The organism is Chloroflexota bacterium, from assembly GCA_016235055.1.
GTDB lineage: Bacteria > Chloroflexota > Anaerolineae > JACRMK01 > JACRMK01 > JACRMK01.
Genome location: JACRMK010000038.1, coordinates 19,850 through 42,375, shown reverse-complemented (window position 1 = coordinate 42,375; position 22,526 = coordinate 19,850). Strand labels below are relative to the sequence as shown.

Here is a 22,526-nt window from a genome sequence, read left to right as displayed (position 1 = left end):
CCCAGCGAAAGCCGGGGCCCAGAGTCAACACCCCTGGATGCCGGCTCCCATGAAAATGGATCGCATCCTGTGGTAGGGCCAGGTCTTTGACCTGGCCGACTGGACGGGTCAAAGACCCGTCCCACCATTGGCAGGACTATTATCATGCGCGGGGTGTGCGCCCCCGGCGCATCACCAACTTTCGCCGGCATGACGGCTTGGCCGCCAGCCGCGCCCAAGTTTCTGGGGCCACAACATGGCGGCCCCACCATGATATTCTCGCAATGACGCCTGAACGGTTACCAATAGACAAAGGCCCGTTTCGGTGTGAAACGGGCCGGACCGCAGCCCTCGCGGGGCTTGAAGACCCGCGAGGGCTATGCTGCTTATCCCTTGACCGCGCCCATTCGCACGCCTTCCAGGAAGTAGTTCTGGAAGACCAGGAAAAATACGATCATCGGGATTGCCGCGAGCGATGCGCCGGCGAAAATGATGCCGTAGTCGGTCATGAACTCGCCCTGCAGGTTGGCCACACCAACGGTCAGTGTGTAGTTCTGGGGGCGATTCAGTGCAATGACCGGCCATAGGAACTCGTTCCAATTGCGCACAAAAGTGAAGATCGCCAGCGCGGCAATCGCCGGTTTACATAGCGGCAGGATTACATTCCAGAAGACGCCGAACTCGCCGCAGCCGTCGATTCTGGCCGCGTCAATCAACTCGCCGGGCAGCGTCTGGATATACTGGCGCATCAGAAAGATGCCGAACACCTGCGCGGTGCCGGGCAGGATGAGCGCCCAGAGCGTGTCCAGCAATTTGAACTGATTGGAGATGATGAACAGCGGCGCCAGCGTCACATGGATCGGCACCATCAGCGTGCTGATAACCAGCCAGAACATCAGGTCGCGACCGGGAAACTGCTTCTTGGCAAAGGCATAGCCCGACAAGGTGTCGAAGATCATGTGAAACGACGTCACGCCGCCCGCGACCAGCAGGCTGTTGATCATCCAGTTGGTATAGTTCTTCGTGCCGCCGAGCAGGCGCCCGAAGTTGTCGAGGCTCCATTCCGGCCACAGGAGCGGCGTTAGCGGCGGTGTGCCCCTAATCGCGGTGAACGCGTTGACGAACAGCCAGTACATCGGAAAGAGCGAGATGATCGTCGTGGCGATCAGCGCGGTCCAGACGAGCATTCGCTGCGATCGTGAGCGGGTGGCGGGCATATGCAATCCTAATATTCGACGTCGCTGCGCAGGGCGCGAAACTGGAACACGGCCAGAACGCCGATCATCACAAACAGCACGAACGCCTGCGCCGAGGCGACACCGAAGTTCAAATCCTTGAAGCCGTTGTTGTAGATCTGCGTCACAATCGTCTGAGTCGAGTTGCCGACGCCGCTCGGCACCATCACATATATGCGTTCGAACACCTCAAACGAAGCGATCGTGTAGAGCACGACCAGATAAAGCGTCGTCGACTTGATGAGCGGCACGGTGATGTTCCACCACTTGCGGATCGGACCGGCGCCATCCAACTCGGCCGCCTCATAGTACTCGGTGGGGATGCTGCCCATGGCGGCGCTGTACAGCACGATCGCCGTGGCTGGCACAGTTAGGACCGCCGAGAGCGTGATGCTGCCGAGCGCGATATCCGGGTTGGACAGCCAGCGCACCGGCGCGATGCCGACGAGGCGCAGCAGGTAATTGGCGAAGCCCCACTGGGCGTTATAGATGTACGCCCACGTCATGCCGACGATCAGCGAACTGGTCACCGCCGGCAGGTAATACGCGGCGCGGAAAAACGTGCGCATACGATGGCTCAGCGGCTGGATCAGGCTCGCCAGCACCAGGCCGATGACGATACTGCTGGTCACCGTGAACGCACTGTAGATGAGCGTGTTCTGGATGGCGGATACAAACACGCCATTGAGCCGCGTGAAGGCGTCGACGTAGTTCTGGTAGATCGGATCCATCCAGGCGCCGCCGCGCACGAGACTGTACTTCTGAAACGAGATGACAAAGGCCCACAAGGTCGGAAACAGCACGAACACGGAGAAGGTGAGCATGCTGGGCAACACAAATAGATAAGACCAGCCGTGTTTGCGGACGAAATTGACCATAAGCGGACGCCTCAATGGCGGCAAGGTGCCACGTGCAGATAGATAGTGGCCGGCGGCGGAAATCCGCCGCCGGCCGAGTATTTCGCGAGCGAGACCGACGGAGCTACTTGCCGGAGATCAGCTTGTTCGCCTCGGGTGCGATCTGCTTCATCCCATCTTCGGGCTTCACCTTGCCGTAGATGATGTTCTGCAGTACCGGGTGAATCAGGCGTGTCAGCGGCGCCCAGTTGTCGATGATCGGCGTGACGTACATATCCGGCAGCATCGGGATGAATTTATCGAGCGGGTCGGCGATCTTCACCGACTTGCGCGCGCCGGGCGCCAGGTAGAAGCCGGTCGCCGCGGAGCCGCCTGGCGGCACGTCTTCCTGCACTTCGCCGCTCGTCAGATAGCGACCGAGGTCCATTGCCGCCTGCAGCTTGACTTTGTCCTTGATCGCCGTGACGGCAATCAAGCCGATGGCGCCGATCGTCAGCTTGTTGCCCTTGACCGTCGGCATTGGGTAGATCTCGAAGTTGACCTTGTCCGCCTTGGCCTGCGCGGCGAAACCGGTCGCGTCCGTGATCATCGCGAACTGCTTCTTGCTGAAGCCGCCCTTGACGGCCGCGTCCTGCATGGAGCCGAAGTCCGGCGGCGTGACCTTGGCTTCCAGCGTCAGCGACGCATAGCGCGCCAGGCCGGCGGCCGCGGCCGGGCTGTCGAAGCCGAACTTGCCGTCCGCCATCATCGGGCGAACGCTCTTGTCTTCGGCCATGAACATCGACCATGTGTTCACGACGCCGGGATCCACAAAACCGGCCCAGCCGTAGACCTGATCGCCGCTGGCGCGCTTGAACGTGGTCTTCTTGGCGGCATCGACGAACTGCTCCCAGGTCCAGTCCTTCGGCGGGAGCGGCACGTTGGCTTCGGCGAAGACATCCTTGTTCACGTACATGCCCATCGGCACGACCCACAGCGGCCACGCATACGCCTTGCCGTTCTTCAGGCGCACGGCATCCAGCAGGTTCGGCAGGATGTCGGCCTTGTCGCTGGCGGTCATGAATTCGTCGATCGGCGTCAGCAGATCGTCCTTCACGAACGCCGGCAGGCGGTCGGACGGCAGGCGCAGCAGGTCAATGCCCTGCCCGGTCTGCACGGCGGTCGTCAATTTGGTGAAGCCTTCGTCGTTGGGCGGGTAGCCGGTGATCTCGACTTTGATGTCGGGATTGTCGGCCATGAACTGCGCCACGGCGAGGTCAAACGGATTGGCGAACTGGTTGCCGGGCGTGTAGCCGAGCACCCACAGGTTCAGCGAGCCCTTGTAGCCGCTCGCGCTCTTGCGCAGGCCGCCCTTGGCGACCGGCTTCGGCGGTGCGGCGGGCGTCACGGCGGCGGCCGGCGCGGTCGTTGCGGCGGCCGGGGCCATCGTCGGCACGGCGGGCGGCTTGGTCGGCTGCGCGGCAGTTGTCGGCGCAGCGGCCGGCGCCATAGTCGGCGCAGCGGTCGGCGTCGCGCCGCAGGCGACAATGGCCATCAGAGCGATAGCCAGCGCCACAAATGTCAACTTCTTCATGATGCGTTCTCCTCCGAGAATAGGTTACTGCGTGTCAGAAGGTAGAAACCATGGGGCAAATAGCGGGCGTCGCGTTGCAGGACATCACCTCCTCAAAACGCTATGCACAGCCTGTAAAGTATAGCCATTTGCGCATGGCTGTCAAAGATCGCCAGCGTGCGCAGCCCGCCTATGGCCGTCGTGGCCGAATGCGCGTCCCATAGCGCAGCCAGCGGATCCGGCCCGCATCGTCACGCAGAAATTCGCCCGGCGCGTCCTCGGCGGGGTCGTCCAGCGCCAGCACGCGATCCACCCCGCAGAACGCCAGGCGCGTCGGCGACCTCGGCGGCTGAGGTGAATCCTTGGTCGGGTAGCCGCCGCGTGGGTTGAAGCGTGCCAACAGGTGGTCGTCTTCCACCGATACGATGACGTCTTCCAGCGCCACATTGAGCTCGGTCGGCGGCAGCGCATACGTGCCGGCATACTCGCCCAAGCGCTCGTGTGGCAGCGTCTGCACACCGGGTTTTGTCTCGCGCAAACCAAGGTACTGTTCAAGCGCCCACGCAACCATCTGGCGGTGCAGCATGGCCCCTTTATCAGCGTTGGTCAGAACGGTCAAGGCAAAATTGCGTTCCGGCACAAACAGGAAGGCCGACATCTGGCCATTGGTCGCGCCGCCGTGCTGCACGATCTGCGTGCCGTCAATCGTCTTGAGCATCCACGTCAAGCCCTGCATCATGCCGCCAAGGTCGCGCGCACAGAGCGGCGAGCGCATGAACGCCAGCGATTCCGGCGACAAGACGCGCGTACCGTCCGGCGCGCTGCCGTCGCCGAGATGGAAACGTGCGTAGCGCAACTGGTCTTTCGCGCTGGAAATAATGCTGCCACTCGGCCGCCGGCGCGGGAAGGACCAGCGCCGCGCCACCACGGCGCGCCCGTCGCGCACGTGGTGGCCAACCGCGAACCGGTGCGTGAGCACGTCGTCGGCGAAGAAGAACGAGCGGCCCATGCCAAGCGGCTCAATGACCAACGCGCGGATGGCCGCCTCCCACAACTGGCCGGTCACCACTTCGATGACGCGCGCGGCCACCCAGTAGTTGGCATTGTTGTATGACCAGAACACGCCCGGCGGCGTCAACTGCGGGAGTGTCGCCATGCTTGCGACGTAACGCGCGACCGCGTCGGGCCCGGGGCCGAAATCCTCGAAGTAATCGCCCGCCCAGCCGCTCGTGTGCGTCAGCAGGTGGCGCACCGTGACAATGGCCGCGGCCTCTTCATCCGGCAAGCGGAAATCCGGCAGGTACGTTCGTAGCGGCGCATCGAGATCAATCTTGCCCGCTTCAACGAGCCGCATGACTGCCGTGCCGGTAAACGTCTTAGTGGTCGAGCCGATCTGGAACAGCGTGTCACCCGTGACCGGCAGCGGATTTTCGACGCTGGTGATACCGTAGCCAAACGTGTGCGCCTTGCCCTCGATCAGCAACCCGACCGCGACACCCGGCACATTCAGGCGCGCCATGGCGTCGACGACAAACGCATCCAGTTCGCGAAAGTCGTGTTGGGTCATGGTCGTCACCGGATCAGAAACAGGTCGGTCTGCCGCCCATCGAGCCAGCGCATCGCGCCACCGCTTAGGAGCGCATCCTCCTCAAGCGCCATGCGCACGACCTGCCCGCCCCATTCCGGGACGGTGCGCTTGACGTTTAACTCGATGGAATAGCACGTATCGTCATAGATCGGGTAGTCGCCGCGCCCCGGTACCCCGCCCTGTTGATCCCACAAGCCGATGGTTGGTCCGGCCGCGTGGCCATGATGGCCGAGCGGGTGGCTGTAGATCGTCGGATCAACACCCTCGCGTTTGGCTTGGAGCAGAGCCGCCGCCAGCACGTCGTTGCCGGTGCGGCCAATCTGCATCGCCGCCATGTGGATATCCTGCAAGCGATTGCCGCCGGCCAGTGCGGCCCGCAGGCCGGCCGGCGCATCGTTCTCACCGGGCTTGAGGATGTACGCGTTCTGCTGGTGGTCGGTCGCCAGGCCGAGGTAGTAGAAGCCGACATCGCAGTGCAGCAGGTCGCCCGGCAGGATGAGCGTGCGCGCGTCGCTCTTATCGTCGGCCAGCTTGCCATGCGCCTGGATGTCGATGGTCGGATGAAACCAGGCGCGCAGGCCGAGCGACTGCATCGACTGGCGCAGCCACCAGGCCACGTCATCAGTCGTCGTGATGCCCGGCGTGATGACACGGCTGGAGAACGCCTCCGCGATCAACGCGTGTGCGAGCTCGGCGAGGCCGTCGTAGACGATCATCTCGCCGGGGATACGACGCTCCAGCCAGCCGACCGCCAGGCGTTCCGCGCCACGCACCCGCGCCATGAGCGACTCGCCGAGCGCGTTGGATAGCAGCGTGTATTCGTTGTGCGATAGCCCATCGCCAAACGCAAACGTGTCGGAGATGTTGAGACCGATGCTCCGCGGGTCACGTTCACCCACGATTCGTCGCAGGCATACGAATTGATCTTCGGCGTCCGGGTCCCAGCCTTTCTGGTAGAACTCGCCGTGCCCGTAGCGGTCGAGCGTCAGCCGCTCAACCGTGCCATCCGATTTGCGGAGGAACACCAGGATCGTCCGGCGGCGCGCCGCCATCGCCGGCTCGGGCAGCAGCGTCATGATCACCGGGTCTTCGTTGTACTCGCGGGCGCAGACGATCCAGATGTCAAAGTTCTCGCGCGCCATCAACGCGGGGATGACGGTATCCAGTCGCTCGCGCAGCCAGCGGTTGCGCACATCCATCTGCGCCCGCAGCGGCAGTATTTTTGCGCGATAGGCGTCCAGGGGAAACATGCCGCTCTCCATTAGTGCCGGCTGTTGTCGAACAATTCGCCGGCCTCGATGCGAATCGGCAGGTGGTTCTGCCGCGGCGGCAGCGGGCACGTGGCAAACGCCGTATACGCGCACGGCGGGCTGTACGCCTTGTTGAAGTCGAGTGTGATGCTGCCGTCCGGCGCCGTATCGGCATCCAGGTAGCGGCACGCCGGATACGTTGTGTCGCCGCTTGTGCGGTCGCGGAAGTAGACGCGCAAGGAACCCAGTTTGCCGAGCGCGACGAGACGGTGTTCCTGGCCGTGCAGTGCAAACACCAGCTCGCCCAGGCTCGGCATCGCCCCCACGTCCCCGGTGACGTCTGCAATCTCCACGTTACGCGGCAGATCATACGGCGCCAGCGTGGCAGGCACGCAATACGCGGCATCAATCGGATACCATTGTCGGCCCGGAAACCCCGCTCGCGTGTCCTTGCGGTGGTCCCACAGCCGGACGGCGAAGCGGCCGCGCCGCTCAATGACGACGAATCGCAGCCGCCCAAGCCAAACGACGGTCGGCGCGCCGGTCGAGTCCGGCCTCAGCACCGCCGTGGTGGCCGGCTGCCCATCGACCAGCGCCGGAGTGCCCGCCGTCACGCTCAGTGTGGCCTGCCCGCTGCGGAAGTCGATTGTGCCAACATGCGGTTCCGCCGAGCCGTCCGGGAGCAGCACATCGCACGCCGGGTCGGTCCCAAGCGTATTGAGTCCCTCATTCAACCAGTACAGGCCGGCCAACGCCAGCCAGCCCGTGTCGCCGTGCAATTCGTCTACCTTCTTCTGCCGGAACAGCCGGATACTGTCCAGGTACGTTTCGCTCATAGCTCGCTCCTGACCTGCCAATGCTGCCCACGTTGGGAGGGGGCGAGATTCTAAGGGGAGGTGCGCGGCGGCTGCGCCGCCGCGCACCTCCCCGTTAGCTTTTCCCCTGCTCCCCCGCGCGCGGGGGAGCAAGGGCCAGGGGATGAGGGCAACCTGGCGGCCGACTCCAAAATGAGAATTGCTGGCGCCACAGGCGGTCGACGGCCCGCTTCTACACGGTGCAGGCTGGTTGGGCGGGTCACTGACGTTCCTCATGGTCGAGTGGTGTATAATCTCGTCAGCACCATACAAATCCTCCACACGGGGCCGACATGCTGATTACACAGGAACAGATTGATGAAGCGCGCGGTATCATCAAGGGCAAACTCCACCGCACGCCGGTGGTGCCCGCGACGACAATCGGGAAGTTGATCGAAGCACAGTTGTATTTCAAGTGCGAAAACCTCCAGCGCACCGGTTCATTCAAGCCGCGCGGCGCGATCAACAAGCTCGCGCACCTCAGCGCCGAGGAAAAGGGTCGCGGGCTGATCGCGGTCAGCGCCGGCAACCACGCACAGGGCGTGGCCTATGCGGCGCAGCGCGAGGGTGCGCAGGCGACGATCGTCATGCCGGACAACGCGCCGCAGGCCAAAGTCGACGCGACGCGCGGCTACGGCGCGCAGGTCATACTCGGCGGCGATATTAACCACATCTTCGATCGCGCCTACGAGCTGCAAGCGCAGCACGGCTACACCTTCGTCCATCCCTACGATGACCCGTACGTCATCGCCGGGCAAGCCACCGTCGGCATGGAGATCCTCGAGGACCTGCCCGATCTTGACGTGATCGCCATCCAGATCGGCGGCGGCGGGCTGCTGTCCGGCGTCGCCGCGGCCATCAAGCTCAACAAACCATCCGTGCGCGTCATCGGCGTCGAATCGGCGTCCGGTACCGCACTGCAACTTGGCCTTAAGGAAGGCAAGCCGGTGCGCATCACGCGCGGCCCCACCATCGCCGAAGGCATGGGCGCGCCGTTCACGGGCGAGTTGAACATCGAACACGCTCGCGCCTACGTGGACGAGTTCGTGACCGTGGACGACGAGGAGATCAAGAACGCCATGCGCTGGGTCCTCCAGCGCAGTAAACTGCTGGTCGAGGGCGCCGGTGCTGGCAGCCTAGCCGCCCTGTTGAGCCGCAAAGCAGCCGTCAAGCCAGGCGCCAAAGTGGTGGCCATCCTCAGCGGCGGCAATATCGACTTCGAACGCCTGAAGACGATCATCTAATGACTGTGGAGAGCGCCTCATGAGCGAGGACTACATTCTCAGTATGCGCGTACAGGAACTGGAGCGACAAGTTGCCTTTTTGATGGCCGAGTTGGGCCTCAAAGACAAGTATGCCGGCCAGGCGCCAACGCAGCCGGCGGACGACGATGTGGTGGCGCTCGCCCGGTCGAAAGGCTTGATCGAAGCCATCAAACTTTACCGTCAGAAGCATGGCGTAGGACTGGCCGAGGCGAAAGCGGCGGTCGAAGCGCTCCTCACGGCGCGATAGCGACGAAGGAATAGAGGCCAACATGACGCAAGGCACATGGCCGCCCAGCAAAGCCGAGACAGTGGAGCGGCTGAATCAATGGTGGCGCGCGCTCCAGCAAACGCTTGATGGCTGGAGCGACACGCAGATGACCGAGCCGCGCGACGCGGCCGGCTGGAGCGTGAAGGATCATCTCTCGCATCTCATGGTTTGGGAGCGCGGGATCGTCGCCTTGCTGCGCCGCCAACCGCGCAATGAAGCGATGGGTTTCGACGAACCAACCATGCAAAGTATCAGCGAAGACGAAATCAACGCGCGAATTCAGCAGCGTTTCGCGACGGAATCCCTGGCTGCCGTGCGGGACGAACTGGACCGAACGCACGCCGCATTGATGGTGACGATTGAAGCCATGCCTCCCGGCGATTTGCTGAACAGCTACAACTACTTTCTGTCCGGCGAAGCAAACAACGACACAAGCCAGCCAGTCCTGGCCTCGATTTTCGGCAACAGCGGCGGTCACTTCGAGGAACACCTGCCCTGGATGCGCGCTATCGTTGCGCACATACCGTAGTCCGGCAGCGCCGATCAGTCGCAAGTCAACACCCTACATCAGGAGCACCAATGCAAACTGGTATGCGCGGTCGTGATTTCATCAGCGACCTGGACTTCAGCAAAGAAGAAATCGAGACGGTACTCGACGTCGCCTGGGACCTCAAGCGCAAGCGGGCGTTGAACGAGTCGCATGCGATCCTGCGCGACAAGGCGCTGGCGATGCTGTTCTTCTTCACCAGCACCCGCACGCGCGGCTCGTTCGAAGCCGGCATGGCGCAGTTGGGCGGGCACGCGGCGTTCATCGACTCGGACACGACGCAGATCTCGCACGGCGACACCGCGACCGAGATCGGCGAGATCTACGGCCGCTATTTCGACGGTATCGCCATCCGCCAGTGCGACTGGAACTTCGGCAACAAATATATCAATGCGGTCGCCAAGTCGTCGCGCGCACCGGTGCTGAACATGCAGTGCGACGTGTACCACCCGTTCCAGATCCTGGCCGACCTGATGACGATCATCGAGAAAAAGGGGCGCGACCTGCGCCGCAAGAAGATCGCCGTCTCCTGGGCTTATGCCGCATCGTACCAGAAGCCGATCAGCGTGCCCCAGTCGCTGATCCTGCAACTGACCCGCTTCGGCATGGACGTGGTGCTGGCGCACCCGCCCGAATACAAGCTGATGCCCGACATCGTCCAGCAAGCGCGCGACAATGCGAAGCGCTACGGCGGCGGCTTCGAGATCACCGACTCGATGGACGAGGCGTTCAAGGATGCCGACGTGGTCTACCCGAAGTCTTGGGGCGCCATGCTGACCACGCAGGACAACGCCGAGAGCGCGCGGATCGGCAAGCAGTACACGAGTTGGATCACCGACTCGCGTCGGATGAAGCTGGCCAAGGACGACGCGGTCTACATGCACTGCCTGCCCGCCGACCGCAACATCGAGGTCACCGACGAGGTGATCGACGGCCCGCAGTCGGTCGTGTTCGACGAGGCCGAGAACCGCCTGCACGCGCAGAAAGCCGTGATGGCGCTGACGATGTGCTAGGCGCGACCGTGAACTACCGTCTGCGGTGTACCGTTTGCGGCGAGACGTACGCGCCTGACAGCCTGACGTACGTCTGCCCGAAGCACGGCGACGACGGCCTGCTCGAAACGGTGCTGGCGTTTGAAGGCGATGCGCCCATTCGACCGCAGGCGGACGACGGGCACCCGAACTCGATGTGGCGGTACCTGAATCTGCTGCCGATCGCGGCCGAGCGCGTGCAGGGGTTGCTGGCCGCCGCCACACCGCTGACCAGCGCCGGCTGGACACCCTTGCACGCGGCCGAACGCCTCGGCCGCGCCCTCGGTGTCCCGCATCTGCGCATCAAGGACGACGGCCGCAACCCCTCGGCGTCGTTCAAGGACCGCGCCAGCGCGTTCGTCGTCGCCAAGGCGCTCGAGCGCGGCGAGACGACCATCACGACCGCGAGTTCCGGCAACGCCGGCGCCGCGCTGGCGTGCATGGCCGCCAGCGCCGGCATGCGCGCCGTGATCTTCGTGCCGCATACCGCGCCGCAGGCCAAGGTCGCGCAGTTGCTGATGTTCGGCGCAACGGTGTTTCTCGTGCGCGGCACCTACGACGACGCTTTCGACCTCTGCCTGAAGGCTTCCAGGAAGTTCGGCTGGTACTGCCGCAACACCGGATACAACCCATACACCGTCGAAGGCAAGAAGACCGTCTCGTTCGAGATCTGCGAGCAACTTGACTGGAGCGCGCCCGATCGGGTCTACGTCAGCGTCGGCGATGGCAACATCATCAGCGGCGTCTGGAAAGGCTTTACCGACCTGCATGCGCTCGGCTGGATCGACCGCACGCCCAAACTGGTCGGCGTGCAAGCGGCGGGCAGCGACGCGTGCTACCGCGCATGGCAACGCGCGCGAGCAACGGGTGCTCCGATCCAGATCGAACCAGTGAACGCCGACACGATTGCCGACTCAATCAGCGTGGGCCTGCCGCGCGACGGCGCGCGCGCGGTGCGCTCCGTCATCGCCAGCGGCGGCGAGTTCGTCACGGTGACCGATGACGAGATTCTGCGCTCGATGAAGGTTTTGGCTTCTGAGTCCGGCGTCTTCGCCGAACCGGCGGGCGCGGCCGGGTTCGCCGGACTGATCAAGCACGCGGCGGCCCGGCAGGTCGACCACGACGAGTCAGTCGTCGTGATCGTCACTGGCAACGGCCTGAAGGACGTGCCGTCAGCGCTCAAGGCGGCCGGCGCGGCCAACGTGATCGACCCAACGCTGGAAGCGGTCGAGCGCGCGATCTGACAGCTATGTGCCGCGCTTCCCGCCCCCGATAATACTGTTTCGATTTAAAGGTGCCCTAATCTGTCATGTATGTCCTGTGCGCACGCCGCCTCTAGCGGCGCGGCCGCTGCGAAGCAGCGGGCACAGGATGAAGCGCGAAGGCAGGGCCTATGTCCTTTGGCTCGTTACGCGCGCGAAACATCTGAAATGCCACATCCCAGATTCTTCGCGCGCGAAGCGTGTTGCGCTCCATCGGTCTTGCCTCCGCGCTGCTCATGACGTTCGCGGAATTGCTCGTAGGGCGACCCCGACCCGTTCGCCCCCTTTGGGGGGTTGCGGTCGCCCGGTGCTGGGCCGGGCAAGCCCGGCCCCTATAACAAACGTCATGTCGCGACGCATACCGCGCGCGGTATGGACCATCTCAGAATGACAGTGGATTAGGACATGTGTAACACAAAACAGAATAATGTCAAGAATGCCGGCGACCTGCCGGTCCGCAAGAGGTTCTATGTCTGCTATCCTCGGCCCCACCTTCGAAGAGATGCTGCACCCGCAAACGATCGACGCCTCCCTGCGCGCCCGCGCGCTCGACATGAAGGGACGCGACCCGCTCGACCCGATCAACCTGTTCAACATCACCTGGCGCGGCCCGAGCGACCAGATATACGCGCTGGTCTTGCCGCCGCAGTTGACTGGCGTGCAAACACCAATCGTCGCACTATATGGGCGCGATTTTCCGACCGGCGCGCACAAAGTCGGCGCGGCGTACTCGGTGCTCGTCGAGAAGGAGCTGTACGGCGAGGTCGATCCGCGCACGCACACGCTCGTCTGGCCGAGCACCGGCAACTACGGCATCGGCGGCGCGTGGGTTGGCTGCCGCATGGGTTTCGACTCGGTCGTGGTGCTGCCCGCCGGCATGAGCGCCGAGCGCTTCCAGCGCATCGAGTCGTACGGCGCGCGCATCATCAAGACGGCCGGGTCGGAGAGCAACGTCAAGGAGATCTACGACAAAACGCATGAACTGGCGCGCGACCCGAAGGTGCGCATCCTCAACCAGTTCAGCGAGATGGGCAACTACCGCTTCCATTACCACGTGACCGGCAACACAATCGCGGAGCTTGCCGGCGAACTGCAAAAGCGCGGCACCGGTTCCGGCGCGGTGTCCGCCTACTGCTCGGCGATGGGCAGCGCAGGCACGATCGCCGCAGGCGACCGGCTGAAGCAGGTCTGGCCGGACTGCAAGGTCGTCGGGCTGGAGCCGGTGCAGTGCCCCACCCTTTTCAACAACGGTTACGGCACGCACGACATCCAGGGCATCGGCGACAAGCACGTGACATGGATCCATCATGTGACCAACATGGATGCGATCATGTGCATCGACGACATCGAGTGCAAGAAGGGTTTGCAGGTACTGACCGAGGAGGCCGGCATGGAAGCGATGACCCGCCGCTTCGGCGTGCCGGATGACGCGGTGCGGCAGATGTCGCAGATGTTCGGCATCAGCGGCGTGTGCAACGTCCTGGGCGCGATCAAGACGGCGAAGCATTACCACATGGGACCGAACGACATGGTCGTCACGATCCTGACCGACGCGATCGACCGCTACCACTCCGTCATGGCCGATATGACGAAGACATACGGCGCGCTGGACGAGGCTGAGGCAACGGCCCGGCTCGTCTCGATCTTTCACGGCCAGAAGACCGACTGGATCAAGGAAGGCACCGAGGACAATCGCCGCCAGTGGCACAACCTGAAGTATTACACCTGGGTCGAGCAGCAGGGCATGAGCGTCGCAGAACTGGACGCGCAACTCGACCCCGATTGGTGGCTGGCGCACCAGGCGCGGGTCGCCGAAATCGACCGGCGCATCAGCGCATCGCGCGCCGCCTGAAGCGGATTCCGGTACTCCCATGTCTCCCGAAGATGTTGTCGTCGTCGCGATCATCAACAATGAGCGCGATTTCGCCATCGCCCGCGACGAAAGCTGGTACCGCATTCCGGCCGAACGTGCGCCGGGCGGCCTGCACGCCGACTATCTGGCACTGTACCAGACCAAGGCGTTCGGCGACGACGCGTACGCAATCAATTACTACGCGCGTATCACCGGCGTCGAGTTGCAAGAGCGCATCGCGCTATTCCCGGACGAGCCCGATCACCCGCGCGCGCACGCCCCCTACTACAAAGTCACGCTCGGGCCGTTGGTGCGCCTGCCGCATCCGATCATCAGCCGCAAGTGGCGGCGCGTGACGTTCCTGGTCACGACCGGCGAGCGATTCATGAACGCATGGGAACTCAACGATCTGGTGCTGGGCCGCGCGGAGGACGACATCGTCTGGCGTGCCATCCGCGAGTTGAACGAGGATGAGGCGGAGGAATAAATGCTGATCACGCACGGCGCCATCGCGACGCTTGGCAAGACGCCCCGGCTAATCGATGACGGTGCGCTGCACTTCGCGAACGGGCGCATCGATGCCGTCGGCACGACCGCCGAACTGAGCCGCCAGTTTCCCGGCGACGAGACGCTCGACGTACACGGCCAACTGGTGATGCCCGGCAACGTGTGCAGCCACACGCATTTCTATGGCGCGTTTGCGCGCGGCATGGCCCTGCGCGGCGAGCCGCCGAAGAATTTCGTCGAAATCCTGGAGAAACTCTGGTGGCGGCTCGATCGCGCGCTACTCATGGAGGACATCCGGTACTCCGCGCTCGTCTGCCTGGTCGACGCGATCCGGCACGGCACGACCAGCCTGATCGATCACCACGCCAGCCCCAGCGAGATTGACGGCTCGCTCGACACGATCGCGGCCGCCGCCATTGAGGCCGGCGTGCGTGTTGCGTGCGCATACGAGGTGACGGATCGGAACGGCGACGACGGCGCGGCCGCCGGGATCGCCGAAAACGTCCGCTTCCTGCAGGCGCAAAAGCAGCACCCGCACCCACTGATCGGCGCGTCGTTTGGCCTGCACGCGTCGTTCACGCTCTCTGACAAGACGCTCGACCGCAGCGTCGCGGCGGCACGCGCGCTCAACGCCGGCTTTCACGTTCACGTCGCGGAGGACAAAGCCGACCAGGCTGATTGTCTCAAGAAGTACAACCGCAAAGTCGTCGAGCGATTCGATGAGGCGCAGATACTCGGCGCGCAGACGATCGCGGCGCACTGCGTCCACGTGGACGCCTACGAGATGGACATCCTGCGCGAAACGCGCACGAAGGTCACACACCAGCCGCGCTCCAACATGAACAACGCCGTCGGCACCCAGGCCACGACGCAACTGCTCAAACGTGGCATCTGCGTCGGGCTGGGCAACGACGGCTTCTCAAACGACATGTTCATGGAGATGAAGGCGGCGTACCTGGCGCACAAGCAGGCGGCCGGCGATCCGCGTGTGATGGGCGCGGATGACGTGATGCGCGTGGCCGTCGGCAACAACGCGCAGATCGCCGCGCTGTTCTGGAGCGATCCGGTCGGCGCGCTGGAACCGGGCGCCGCCGCCGACATCGTCCTGCTCGACTACCGGCCGATCACCCCGCTCGATGCCGGTAACCTGCCGTGGCACATCATCTTCGGCGCGGGCGGCTCGAACGTCACGACGACCATCTGTGCCGGCAAGCTGTTGATGAAGGACCGCGTGCTGCTGACGCTCGACGAAGCCGCGATTGCCGCGAAGGCGCGCGAGCACGCCGCGCAAGTCTGGAAACGCATCTAGTCACTAGTAGCTAGCAACTAGCGGTGTCTTTGTGTTTGATTGTTGTGCGGCTATTATGGCGCGCCGGTGTTGGCCCGTTTCACGGCATCGTAAATCGGTTTGGGCAGGAACTGCGGGGTCACGAAGCTGAAGTAGTCCTGCACGCTGTGCTGCTCGGCCGGAAAGCGGAACGCCCACGGCGCAAACATGCGGCACCAGGCCCAATCGCGCAGGGCGATCTGGTACGCATCCAGCGTGTACTGCACGCGCTGGGACGGGCTGACCGCATAGGCCCAGCGCGGGTGATCGTTCCAGCCGCCTTCGGTGACGAAGGCAGCTTTGTCTTCGTCGCCGTTCTGCACCATAATGTCGCGCAGCAGTTCGGCGCGCCGGAAATTGATCGCCGCGATCGCCGGCGGCTCATCGGCCGGCGACTTGCGGCCGTAGGCGTGGATCGCCAGCGCATCGAATGAGTCGCGCGCGCCCTCGGCGTACATGGCGAGCAGATAGTGCAGGTCGTCCATCGCGCGCACGCCGTCACTCTCCAGCGTCGGCGACAGCGCGCCGGCCAGCACCACGGCGTCCGGGTTAGCTTCTTTGATACGCCGGTACGCCAGCTTGAGCAGGCGCGTATAGGCGGCCGGGTCCGGCGCGCGCCCGCCCCACTCGTTCGTCAGGTTCGGCTCGTTCCAGATCTGGATGTACTGGACGCGCCCGCGAAAGTGGCGCGCAAACTCGGCGACAAAGCTCGCGTAGTCGGCGAAGCGCTCGCCGCCCAGCAACTGCGATGGTGTGTTGATCGGTCGCGCCCAGTCGGGCACCAGATCGATGCGCGCGATAACCGTCAGGCCCTGCGCCCGCGCGTGGTTCACGACCGTGTCCGCGTGGCGGAAGTCGTAGACGCCGCGACGCGGCTCCGAATACGCCCAGGGAAAGTACTCGACAACCCACGGCGCGCCCATCTCGCGCACCATTTGCAGCGAGCGTTGAATCTTCCACTCTTCCACCTCGTCCGTCAGGCGCGTGTGGACGCCAGCCTTGGGGTTGTTCGTGTTGACTATCTGCTGCGGACCGACGTAGACGAGCGGTTGCGGGGGCGAAACGAAAACGACGACGGCCAGCAGGGTAATGACCAGTAGCGCCAAGCGCCGGCGGCTCATGCTCGTCACGGCGTAATCCGTAGGGGCAGACCTGTGTGTCTGCCCATCGCCGGGCAGCTCGCAAAGGCAGGCCACCGTGACCACCCGCTGGGCGAACACGCTGGTTCGCTCCTACGCCGCGGCGCGTTATGCCAACTCGATGCGCACGCCGTGCGGACTACCATTCAGCACCACCGCCCGGCCCGGCTGGCCGGCGCCCTGCGCCGTTTGTCTCATCGCGTCTGCGACGGCATCCGCGTTACCCATGACGATCGCGGCCATGCTCGACCCGGCCCCGCTCAGGAACGCGCCCAGCGCGCCGGCGCGCACGGCGGCCGCGCAGATGGCGTCAAAGCCGCGCACCAGTGACGCGCGATACGGCTGGTGCAGGCGGTCCTGCGTCGCCAGTTGTATCAGGTCGTAGCGTTGCTGTGCAATGGCCGCAACCCAGAGTGCGGCGCGTCCCACGTTGAACACGGCGTCGCCGCGCGTGATCATGTTCGGCAGCACCCCGCGCGCCTTCGCGGTAGAAAGCGAGGCGTCGGGCACGTAGACCACCACCTGCAACTGCGCGGGCCAGGCGAAGCTGACCGCGACCGAGCGCCCCTCGGTCATGTTGACGACGCACATCCCGCCCAGCAACGCCGGCGCGACATTGTCGGGATGCCCTTCCAACTCGACGGCCAGCGCCAGCAGTTGCTCTGGCCCCAGCGGGTTGCCATGCAGCCGGTTCGCCGCCACGAGGCCGCCCACGGCGGCGGCCGAACTGCTGCCCAGCCCACGCGCCAGCGGAATCAGATTGTTCATGCAGAGCCGCACCGGCGGCAGCGGCTTGCCAATTTCGTCGCACAGCCGCTGCATCGCCTTCACGACACGATTTGCGGCGGTACGCGGCAGCGTGGTATCGCCTTCGCCCCGGATAAATAACTCCAACTGGGGCGCGTCTTCGACTTCGATGGTATTATGCAGATCGAGTGCGAGGCCCAGGCAATCAAAGCCCGAGCCCAGATTGGCTGTTGTGGCAGGAATGTGGATGACGAACCGTGTGGACAATGAGCGCCTCTCGGCCGGGGCGAAAGTTGGCAGATGGCGCCCGATCGGCCGGTGCATTTCGGCGCGGCTATAGTAACACCGCCTGCCGTATAAGCAAAAACCCGAATGGTCATTGCGAGAATGTCCATGCCCGTATCGGGCACGCAGCGCTGCATGACGTTTGTTGTGGGGGTCGGGCTTGCCCCGACCCAGCAGCGGGCGACCGCAAAGGTCGCCTCTACGAGCAAAACCGCGAGGTCATTAGCAGGAGGCGAAGCCGACGAAGCAGTCTCGCCAGGCCGAGCGCCGAGATTGCTTCGCCCCCTGTGGGGGGCGCAATGACGCGCATGGGCGCCGTATCAGACCATTCCGAGAAACACTCCAATTGTAAAATCGTCCGTATTTGTCTAGAATCCCTCCAACCCGATGGACAGGAGGCAGCCATCAAGACCGCCAGACTCATCCTCAACCCAGTCGCCGGACGCGGCCGCGCCGGCACGCTGGTCGACGACATCCGGGGGGAACTGCGCGCCTGCGGCATCGAGACCGATCTGGCGCGCACCCGCTCGGTGCGCGATGCGGTCGATCTGGCGGAGCGGGCACACCGCGACGGCTTCGATCTGGTGATCGCCGCCGGCGGCGACGGCACGATCCATGAGGTGGCCAACGGCTTAATTCGCGCATCCAGCGACGGCGTGACGGGCACGCTCGGCATCGTGCCAATCGGCACGGGCAACGACTTCATCAAGTCGATCGGCGTGCCGAACGACTGGCAGGCGGCCTGCCATATCATCGGCGATGGCGCCACCCGCCGCGTCGACGTCGGCCGGCTGAACGACGACTATTTCGTGAATCTGGCCGGCATCGGGTTCGATGCGCAGGTGAGTATTGAGGCCGCCAAGATCAGATGGGCGCGCGGCATGGCCGTGTACGTGCTGGCGCTGGCGCGCAACCTGCTGCTCTCGTACCGCACGCCAAACGTGACGCTGGAAATGGACGGACGCCGGACACAACAGCGCATCACCATGGTTGCGATCGGCAACGGGCGCTGCGCGGGCGGCGGGTTCTGGCTGACTCCGCACGCCGAGATGGATGACGGCTTGCTGGACATCTGTGTCGCCGATCAGTTGAGCCGGCCGGGCATCATGGCGCTCATTCCGCACGTCATGCGCGGCACGCACGTTGGGCACAAAGCGATCACGATGTACCACGCGCGTCGAATCGTCGTCACATCGGACGAGCCGCTGCCGATCCAGTCCGACGGCGAGATCATCGATACGGCGGCGCACCGCCTGGAGGCCGAACTGGTACCAAATAAACTGGAGGTCTGCGCTCCGCGCAACCGGAATTGAACGTGCACACTCGACACTTGTCATGGGTCATCGTGCCGGGGCTGCTCGCCCTGGCGATATTGCTGGGCCTGACGTGGCAGACGTCCGCGGCGCCGGTCGCTGCGTCGTGGCCCGATGTGCCATCGCCGATTCGCGCCACGGGCGCAATCACCATGGACAAGTTCGTGTACCTGCCACTGATCTACCAGAGCACGGCCGCTTGCCAAGCGATACCGGCGGAGACATACGGAACACTGCCAGCGGGGGTAGTGTTACCGCTGCACCGCCCTGCCGAGGTCGATGCAGACATCAACCTCGGGTGGCGTGGCTACGCCCAATACGCGAACGCGCAACTTGTATTCAGGGCTATCGGTGGCGATACCGACCCCAACGCGCCTCAGTTTCCAAGTCTATTTGCTGACAACCGAGTACCTACGCTTACATCTGGATACCAAATATACGATTGGGACTGGGGGTGCAATTGCCGTCAGGGCCTTCACACTACGAATCCGAGTATTACTGTCCTCGGCATGGGAAGCGCGGCAAACGAAATCATCAGCGTGCCAAGCTCCGGTTACAATATCGGCAATGGGTATGGGGTGTTGATCCTGTATGCTGACACGACGCGCATCACTCTTAAGTACACTGCCGAAGACAGCGTCATAGCTGGATACACGCTTCATGTCGAAAACGTGTGCACAGAGCCGCGCCTGTTGCAGCTATATCGCGATATGAATGCTGCCGGACGCGGGCAGCTTCCAGCGCTACGCGGCGGCCAGGGTTTTGGTCGAGCCATAGGACAAGCAATAATAGTCGGCATTCAGGACAATGGTACATGGATGGATCCCCGCTCGTGCAAAGACTGGTGGCAAGGTCGAAATCTAAATTGTCAGTGATCTTTTTGTTTGTCGATGGCGTCGGGATCGGTGTGCGCGATCCGGCGGTCAATCCATTTGCCGTCGCGCATCTGCCGGTGCTGCGCGGATTGCTCGGCGACCTGCCGTTTCTGGATCGCCCCTCGCTTGAGGGCGCGCACGCACTCGTCATTCCGCTCGACGCCAATCTCGACATCGACGGGCTGCCGCAGAGCGGCACCGGCCAAACCACGTTGCTGACCGGCGTCAACGCCCCGGCGCACATCAACGAGCATTACGGCCCCTACCCCGACGAGCGGCTCGGCAAGCTGCTGGAGAACAACATCTACCATCGGGTACTCGACGCGGGCGGAACGGCCGCCTTCGCCAACGCGTACCCGGCCATCTTTATGGACCGCATCGAGCGTGGCACCGACCGGCGCTCCGCGATGGCGCAGGCGCCGGCGAACGCCGGACTACCCTATCGCGGGCACGCCGACCTGGCGGCCGGCCGCGCCGTGTCCGCCTCGCTGACCAACGAGCGCTGGCCGCATGCCGACAGTCCGTCGTTGATCACGGCGCACGAGGCGGGGCGCAACTTCGAACGGCTGTCGCGTGACTACGATCTCACGCTCTTCGAGTTTTTCCTGACCGATGTGGCCGGGCACCGTCCGGCGCGCATCTCGGCTGTTGCGATACTCGAGCGGCTTGACGAGTTCATCGGCGGGATTGTGGAGCTGATGGATTTGCAGAACAGCCTGCTGGTGGTCACGAGCGACCACGGCAACATCGAGGATAATTCCACACGGCGGCACACGCGCAACCCGGTGCCGGCCATTCTGGTGGGCAGTGGCCGGCACGAAGCCGCGCGTAGGATGCATTCGCTGGCCGACGTCGCGCCGGCTATTCTACATGCGATCGGGCTGGCGGACGCCGGCTAACACGATTGGGCGAGGGTTGATGAAACACTACGACGTGCTGGAATCGCGCCAACTGTTTCGCGGGCGCGTGTTCGGTCTGCGACAGGATCGCGTGCGGCTGCCCGATGGCCAGACCGCCAGTCTCGACATCATCGAGCATGGCGGCGCAGCCGTCATCGTGCCGGTGGATGAGCAGGGACGGATCTGGTTCGTGCGCCAGTACCGTCACGCCGCCGGCGAGGCGCTGCTCGAACTGCCGGCCGGCACGCTGGAGCCCGGCGAGCCGCCCGCAGCGTGCGCGGCGCGCGAGGTGCGCGAGGAGATCGGCATGGCGGCCGGTACCATCGAGCCGCTTGGCGGCAGCTTCCTTGCGCCCGGCTACTCGAGCGAGTTCCTGCACTACTTCCTCGCCCGCGAATTGACGCCCGACCCCGCGCCACATGACGCTGACGAGTTCCTGGAAGTTGTCCAGCTACCGGCCGCCGAGGCATACCGGCTGGCCGCCGCGGGGCTGATCCGCGACGGCAAGACGCTGGCCGGGCTCCTGCTCGCCCAGTCGCGGCTCTAACCCGTCGCGCGCTGGATGTGCCAGGTGTTGCCCAGCACGTCCTGGTGAATGTCGAACACGCCATCGCCGCAGTGCACGCGGAAGCAATGCCGCTCGACGCGGCCGCCCCAGCGGCGCGTGCGCACCGTCCAGCAGCGCTCGACGCGGCTGACGTGGTAATCACGCCCGTGCCAGCGGAAGCGCTGCGGAAAATATCCGAAGCGCCGCTCCCGCATCTGAATCGGTTCCGTGCGTTTGCGCAACCCGAGCATGGCTCGCCTCCGGCAGAAGATAAGAACGCCTGTTCTGTTCTGGATACTAGAACAGAACAGGCGTTCTGTCAAGTGCCGGGACGTGCAGGGTGTATTTCGGTTTTGGGGCGGCCATTGGGCCAACAAGCCGTCATGCCCGCGTAGGGGCGCATGGCCATGCGCCCGCATCCAGCGGTGTTGCCCCTGGACTCCCGCCTTCGCGGGCGTGACATATTGTAGTGCTTAAGGCTGGTTCGCCCCCAAACGCAAATGCTCTCGACATGCATGCCGGGCGCACGCGACGCTACGTGACCAGCGCGCGCGGCAGGAAGTCGACGCGATTCATGTAGACCACGCCGGTCTGCTTGTCCTGGAAGTCGAAGCGCGTCAGCGAGGTGTTGTTGAGCAGGAACCAGGTCGGGCTCGTCGTCGGATCGGGCAGATCGACCGCCGCGGCCAGCAGGTAGTTGAAAAATGCGCCGTGGCTGACGATGGCGACCCGGTCATCGCTATCGCCGTGACGGGCCAGCAGGTCGTGCAGCACCCGCTTGGCGCGCGGAAAACGCTCGCTGGCATGCTCGTACGGGCGATTCCACCAGCCGGCCTCGCTCACGCTGGCCGGCAGCTCGCAGTCGGGGAAGTGCTGGCTATAGTAGCTGCGCGTGCCGCCGGGGCGGCCGTGATTTTCGCCCGTCTCCTCGTCCTCAAGATAGATGCCGCCGACTTCGAACAGATCATCGCGCGCCACCAACGGCATGTGCAGCGCTTTGGCGATCGCGGTCGCGGTGGCCATTGCGCGGGTCATCAGGCTGCAGTAGATATGGGTGATGCGGACGTCGTCGATCTGCTGGAGATCGCGAGTCTGCGCGTACCCGGAACCCGCTGCATGGCGCAGGTGCGCGGCCAGGATCTCGGCCTGCTGCACGCCGATCTCAGTCAGGCGCGGATCGTCGCTGCGGCCCTTGCTCGATCCCGTCGAATCCCACAGGTGGTTGTTCTCCGATTGGGCGTGCCGGATGAAGTACAAGCGCATAATGAAAAAGGTCCCTTTCGATGGCGCCGGCTGTCGCGCAATCTTCCGCGCTTGCCAGCGACCGCCATTCGCGTACAATTCAAG

22 protein-coding genes are annotated in these 22,526 nt (G+C 64.1%); 12 read left to right on the top strand and 10 right to left on the bottom strand.

Translation table 11 applies throughout. The features are described 5' to 3' along the window. Positions 1-365: 365 nt before the first annotated feature. The 6 genes from HZB53_09495 to HZB53_09470 form a co-directional block, all read right to left on the bottom strand. The gene (locus HZB53_09495; GenBank protein ID MBI5877873.1) at positions 366-1,196 is read right to left on the bottom strand and encodes a carbohydrate ABC transporter permease; all 831 of its coding nucleotides are present in this window, start codon (positions 1,194-1,196) and stop codon (positions 366-368) included. A gap of 8 nt (positions 1,197-1,204) precedes the next feature. Then, positions 1,205-2,092 (bottom strand): sugar ABC transporter permease, encoded by an 888-nt coding sequence (locus HZB53_09490; protein ID MBI5877872.1) that lies wholly within the window; start codon positions 2,090-2,092, stop codon positions 1,205-1,207. A gap of 103 nt (positions 2,093-2,195) precedes the next feature. Continuing rightward, positions 2,196-3,644 carry an extracellular solute-binding protein gene (locus HZB53_09485; GenBank protein MBI5877871.1) on the bottom strand — a complete coding sequence of 483 codons (1,449 nt, stop codon included), beginning with the start codon at positions 3,642-3,644 and terminating at the stop codon, positions 2,196-2,198. A 169-nt stretch (positions 3,645-3,813) separates the two neighbouring features. Next, the gene (locus HZB53_09480) at positions 3,814-5,190 is read right to left on the bottom strand and encodes a beta-lactamase family protein (protein ID MBI5877870.1); all 1,377 of its coding nucleotides are present in this window, start codon (positions 5,188-5,190) and stop codon (positions 3,814-3,816) included. A gap of 5 nt (positions 5,191-5,195) precedes the next feature. Further along, positions 5,196-6,473, bottom strand: coding sequence for a M24 family metallopeptidase (locus HZB53_09475; GenBank protein MBI5877869.1), 1,278 nt, complete (start codon positions 6,471-6,473; stop codon positions 5,196-5,198). Next, positions 6,473-7,297: a DUF1684 domain-containing protein gene (locus HZB53_09470; GenBank protein MBI5877868.1), complete on the bottom strand. Its 825-nt coding sequence runs from the start codon at positions 7,295-7,297 to the stop codon at positions 6,473-6,475. The genes HZB53_09475 and HZB53_09470 overlap by 1 nt, the downstream gene beginning before the upstream one ends. A 314-nt stretch (positions 7,298-7,611) precedes the next feature. Here HZB53_09470 and HZB53_09465 point away from each other — a divergent pair, with 314 nt between their 5' ends. The 8 genes from HZB53_09465 to ssnA all read left to right on the top strand — a co-directional run bounded on the left by HZB53_09465 (position 7,612) and on the right by ssnA (position 15,356). Next, entirely contained in the window at positions 7,612-8,559 is a 948-nt protein-coding gene (locus HZB53_09465) for a pyridoxal-phosphate dependent enzyme (GenBank protein ID MBI5877867.1), read from the top strand. A 19-nt stretch (positions 8,560-8,578) separates the two neighbouring features. Beyond that, a complete protein-coding gene (locus tag HZB53_09460) occupies positions 8,579-8,827 on the top strand; it encodes a hypothetical protein (GenBank protein ID MBI5877866.1) in 249 nt (82 codons plus the stop codon). A 22-nt stretch (positions 8,828-8,849) separates the two neighbouring features. Next, positions 8,850-9,377, top strand: a complete 528-nt coding sequence (locus HZB53_09455; protein MBI5877865.1) for a maleylpyruvate isomerase N-terminal domain-containing protein — start codon at positions 8,850-8,852, stop codon at positions 9,375-9,377. Positions 9,378-9,427: 50 nt separating this feature from the next. Then, positions 9,428-10,408: an ornithine carbamoyltransferase gene (locus tag HZB53_09450; GenBank protein MBI5877864.1), complete on the top strand. Its 981-nt coding sequence runs from the start codon at positions 9,428-9,430 to the stop codon at positions 10,406-10,408. 20 nt (positions 10,409-10,428) lie between these two features. Next, a complete protein-coding gene (gene thrC / locus HZB53_09445; protein ID MBI5877863.1) occupies positions 10,429-11,670 on the top strand; it encodes a threonine synthase in 1,242 nt (413 codons plus the stop codon). A gap of 487 nt (positions 11,671-12,157) precedes the next feature. Further along, complete coding sequence (locus tag HZB53_09440) at positions 12,158-13,540, top strand: pyridoxal-phosphate dependent enzyme (GenBank protein MBI5877862.1); 1,383 nt, start codon at positions 12,158-12,160, stop codon at positions 13,538-13,540. A 19-nt stretch (positions 13,541-13,559) separates the two neighbouring features. After that, entirely contained in the window at positions 13,560-14,027 is a 468-nt protein-coding gene (locus HZB53_09435) for a hypothetical protein (protein MBI5877861.1), read from the top strand. Continuing rightward, positions 14,028-15,356 (top strand): putative aminohydrolase SsnA, encoded by a 1,329-nt coding sequence (ssnA, locus tag HZB53_09430; protein ID MBI5877860.1) that lies wholly within the window; start codon positions 14,028-14,030, stop codon positions 15,354-15,356. Positions 15,357-15,409: 53 nt separating this feature from the next. Here ssnA and HZB53_09425 read toward each other — a convergent pair whose 3' ends face one another. Both HZB53_09425 and HZB53_09420 read right to left on the bottom strand, forming a co-directional pair. Then, a complete protein-coding gene (locus HZB53_09425) occupies positions 15,410-16,495 on the bottom strand; it encodes a beta-galactosidase (protein MBI5877859.1) in 1,086 nt (361 codons plus the stop codon). 126 nt (positions 16,496-16,621) lie between these two features. Then, on the bottom strand, positions 16,622-17,527 hold the full coding sequence (locus HZB53_09420) for a homoserine kinase (GenBank protein ID MBI5877858.1): 906 nt from the start codon (positions 17,525-17,527) through the stop codon (positions 16,622-16,624). A 326-nt stretch (positions 17,528-17,853) separates the two neighbouring features. Here HZB53_09420 and HZB53_09415 point away from each other — a divergent pair, with 326 nt between their 5' ends. From HZB53_09415 to HZB53_09400, 4 genes are read left to right on the top strand one after another with little or no spacing between them, the layout of a single operon-like run. Beyond that, positions 17,854-18,858, top strand: coding sequence for a diacylglycerol kinase family lipid kinase (locus tag HZB53_09415; protein MBI5877857.1), 1,005 nt, complete (start codon positions 17,854-17,856; stop codon positions 18,856-18,858). Positions 18,859-18,875: 17 nt separating this feature from the next. Continuing rightward, positions 18,876-19,733, top strand: a complete 858-nt coding sequence (locus HZB53_09410) for a hypothetical protein (protein MBI5877856.1) — start codon at positions 18,876-18,878, stop codon at positions 19,731-19,733. Further along, positions 19,724-20,632, top strand: a complete 909-nt coding sequence (locus tag HZB53_09405; protein MBI5877855.1) for an alkaline phosphatase family protein — start codon at positions 19,724-19,726, stop codon at positions 20,630-20,632. The genes HZB53_09410 and HZB53_09405 overlap by 10 nt, the downstream gene beginning before the upstream one ends. 19 nt (positions 20,633-20,651) lie before the next feature. Then, positions 20,652-21,179: an NUDIX hydrolase gene (locus tag HZB53_09400; GenBank protein ID MBI5877854.1), complete on the top strand. Its 528-nt coding sequence runs from the start codon at positions 20,652-20,654 to the stop codon at positions 21,177-21,179. Here HZB53_09400 and HZB53_09395 read toward each other — a convergent pair. Beyond that, positions 21,176-21,430 carry a hypothetical protein gene (locus HZB53_09395; protein ID MBI5877853.1) on the bottom strand — a complete coding sequence of 85 codons (255 nt, stop codon included), beginning with the start codon at positions 21,428-21,430 and terminating at the stop codon, positions 21,176-21,178. The two genes, HZB53_09400 and HZB53_09395, sit on opposite strands and share 4 nt — an antisense overlap. Before the next feature lie 283 nt (positions 21,431-21,713). Further along, the gene (locus HZB53_09390; GenBank protein ID MBI5877852.1) at positions 21,714-22,442 is read right to left on the bottom strand and encodes a histidine phosphatase family protein; all 729 of its coding nucleotides are present in this window, start codon (positions 22,440-22,442) and stop codon (positions 21,714-21,716) included. Positions 22,443-22,526 lie beyond the last annotated feature (84 nt).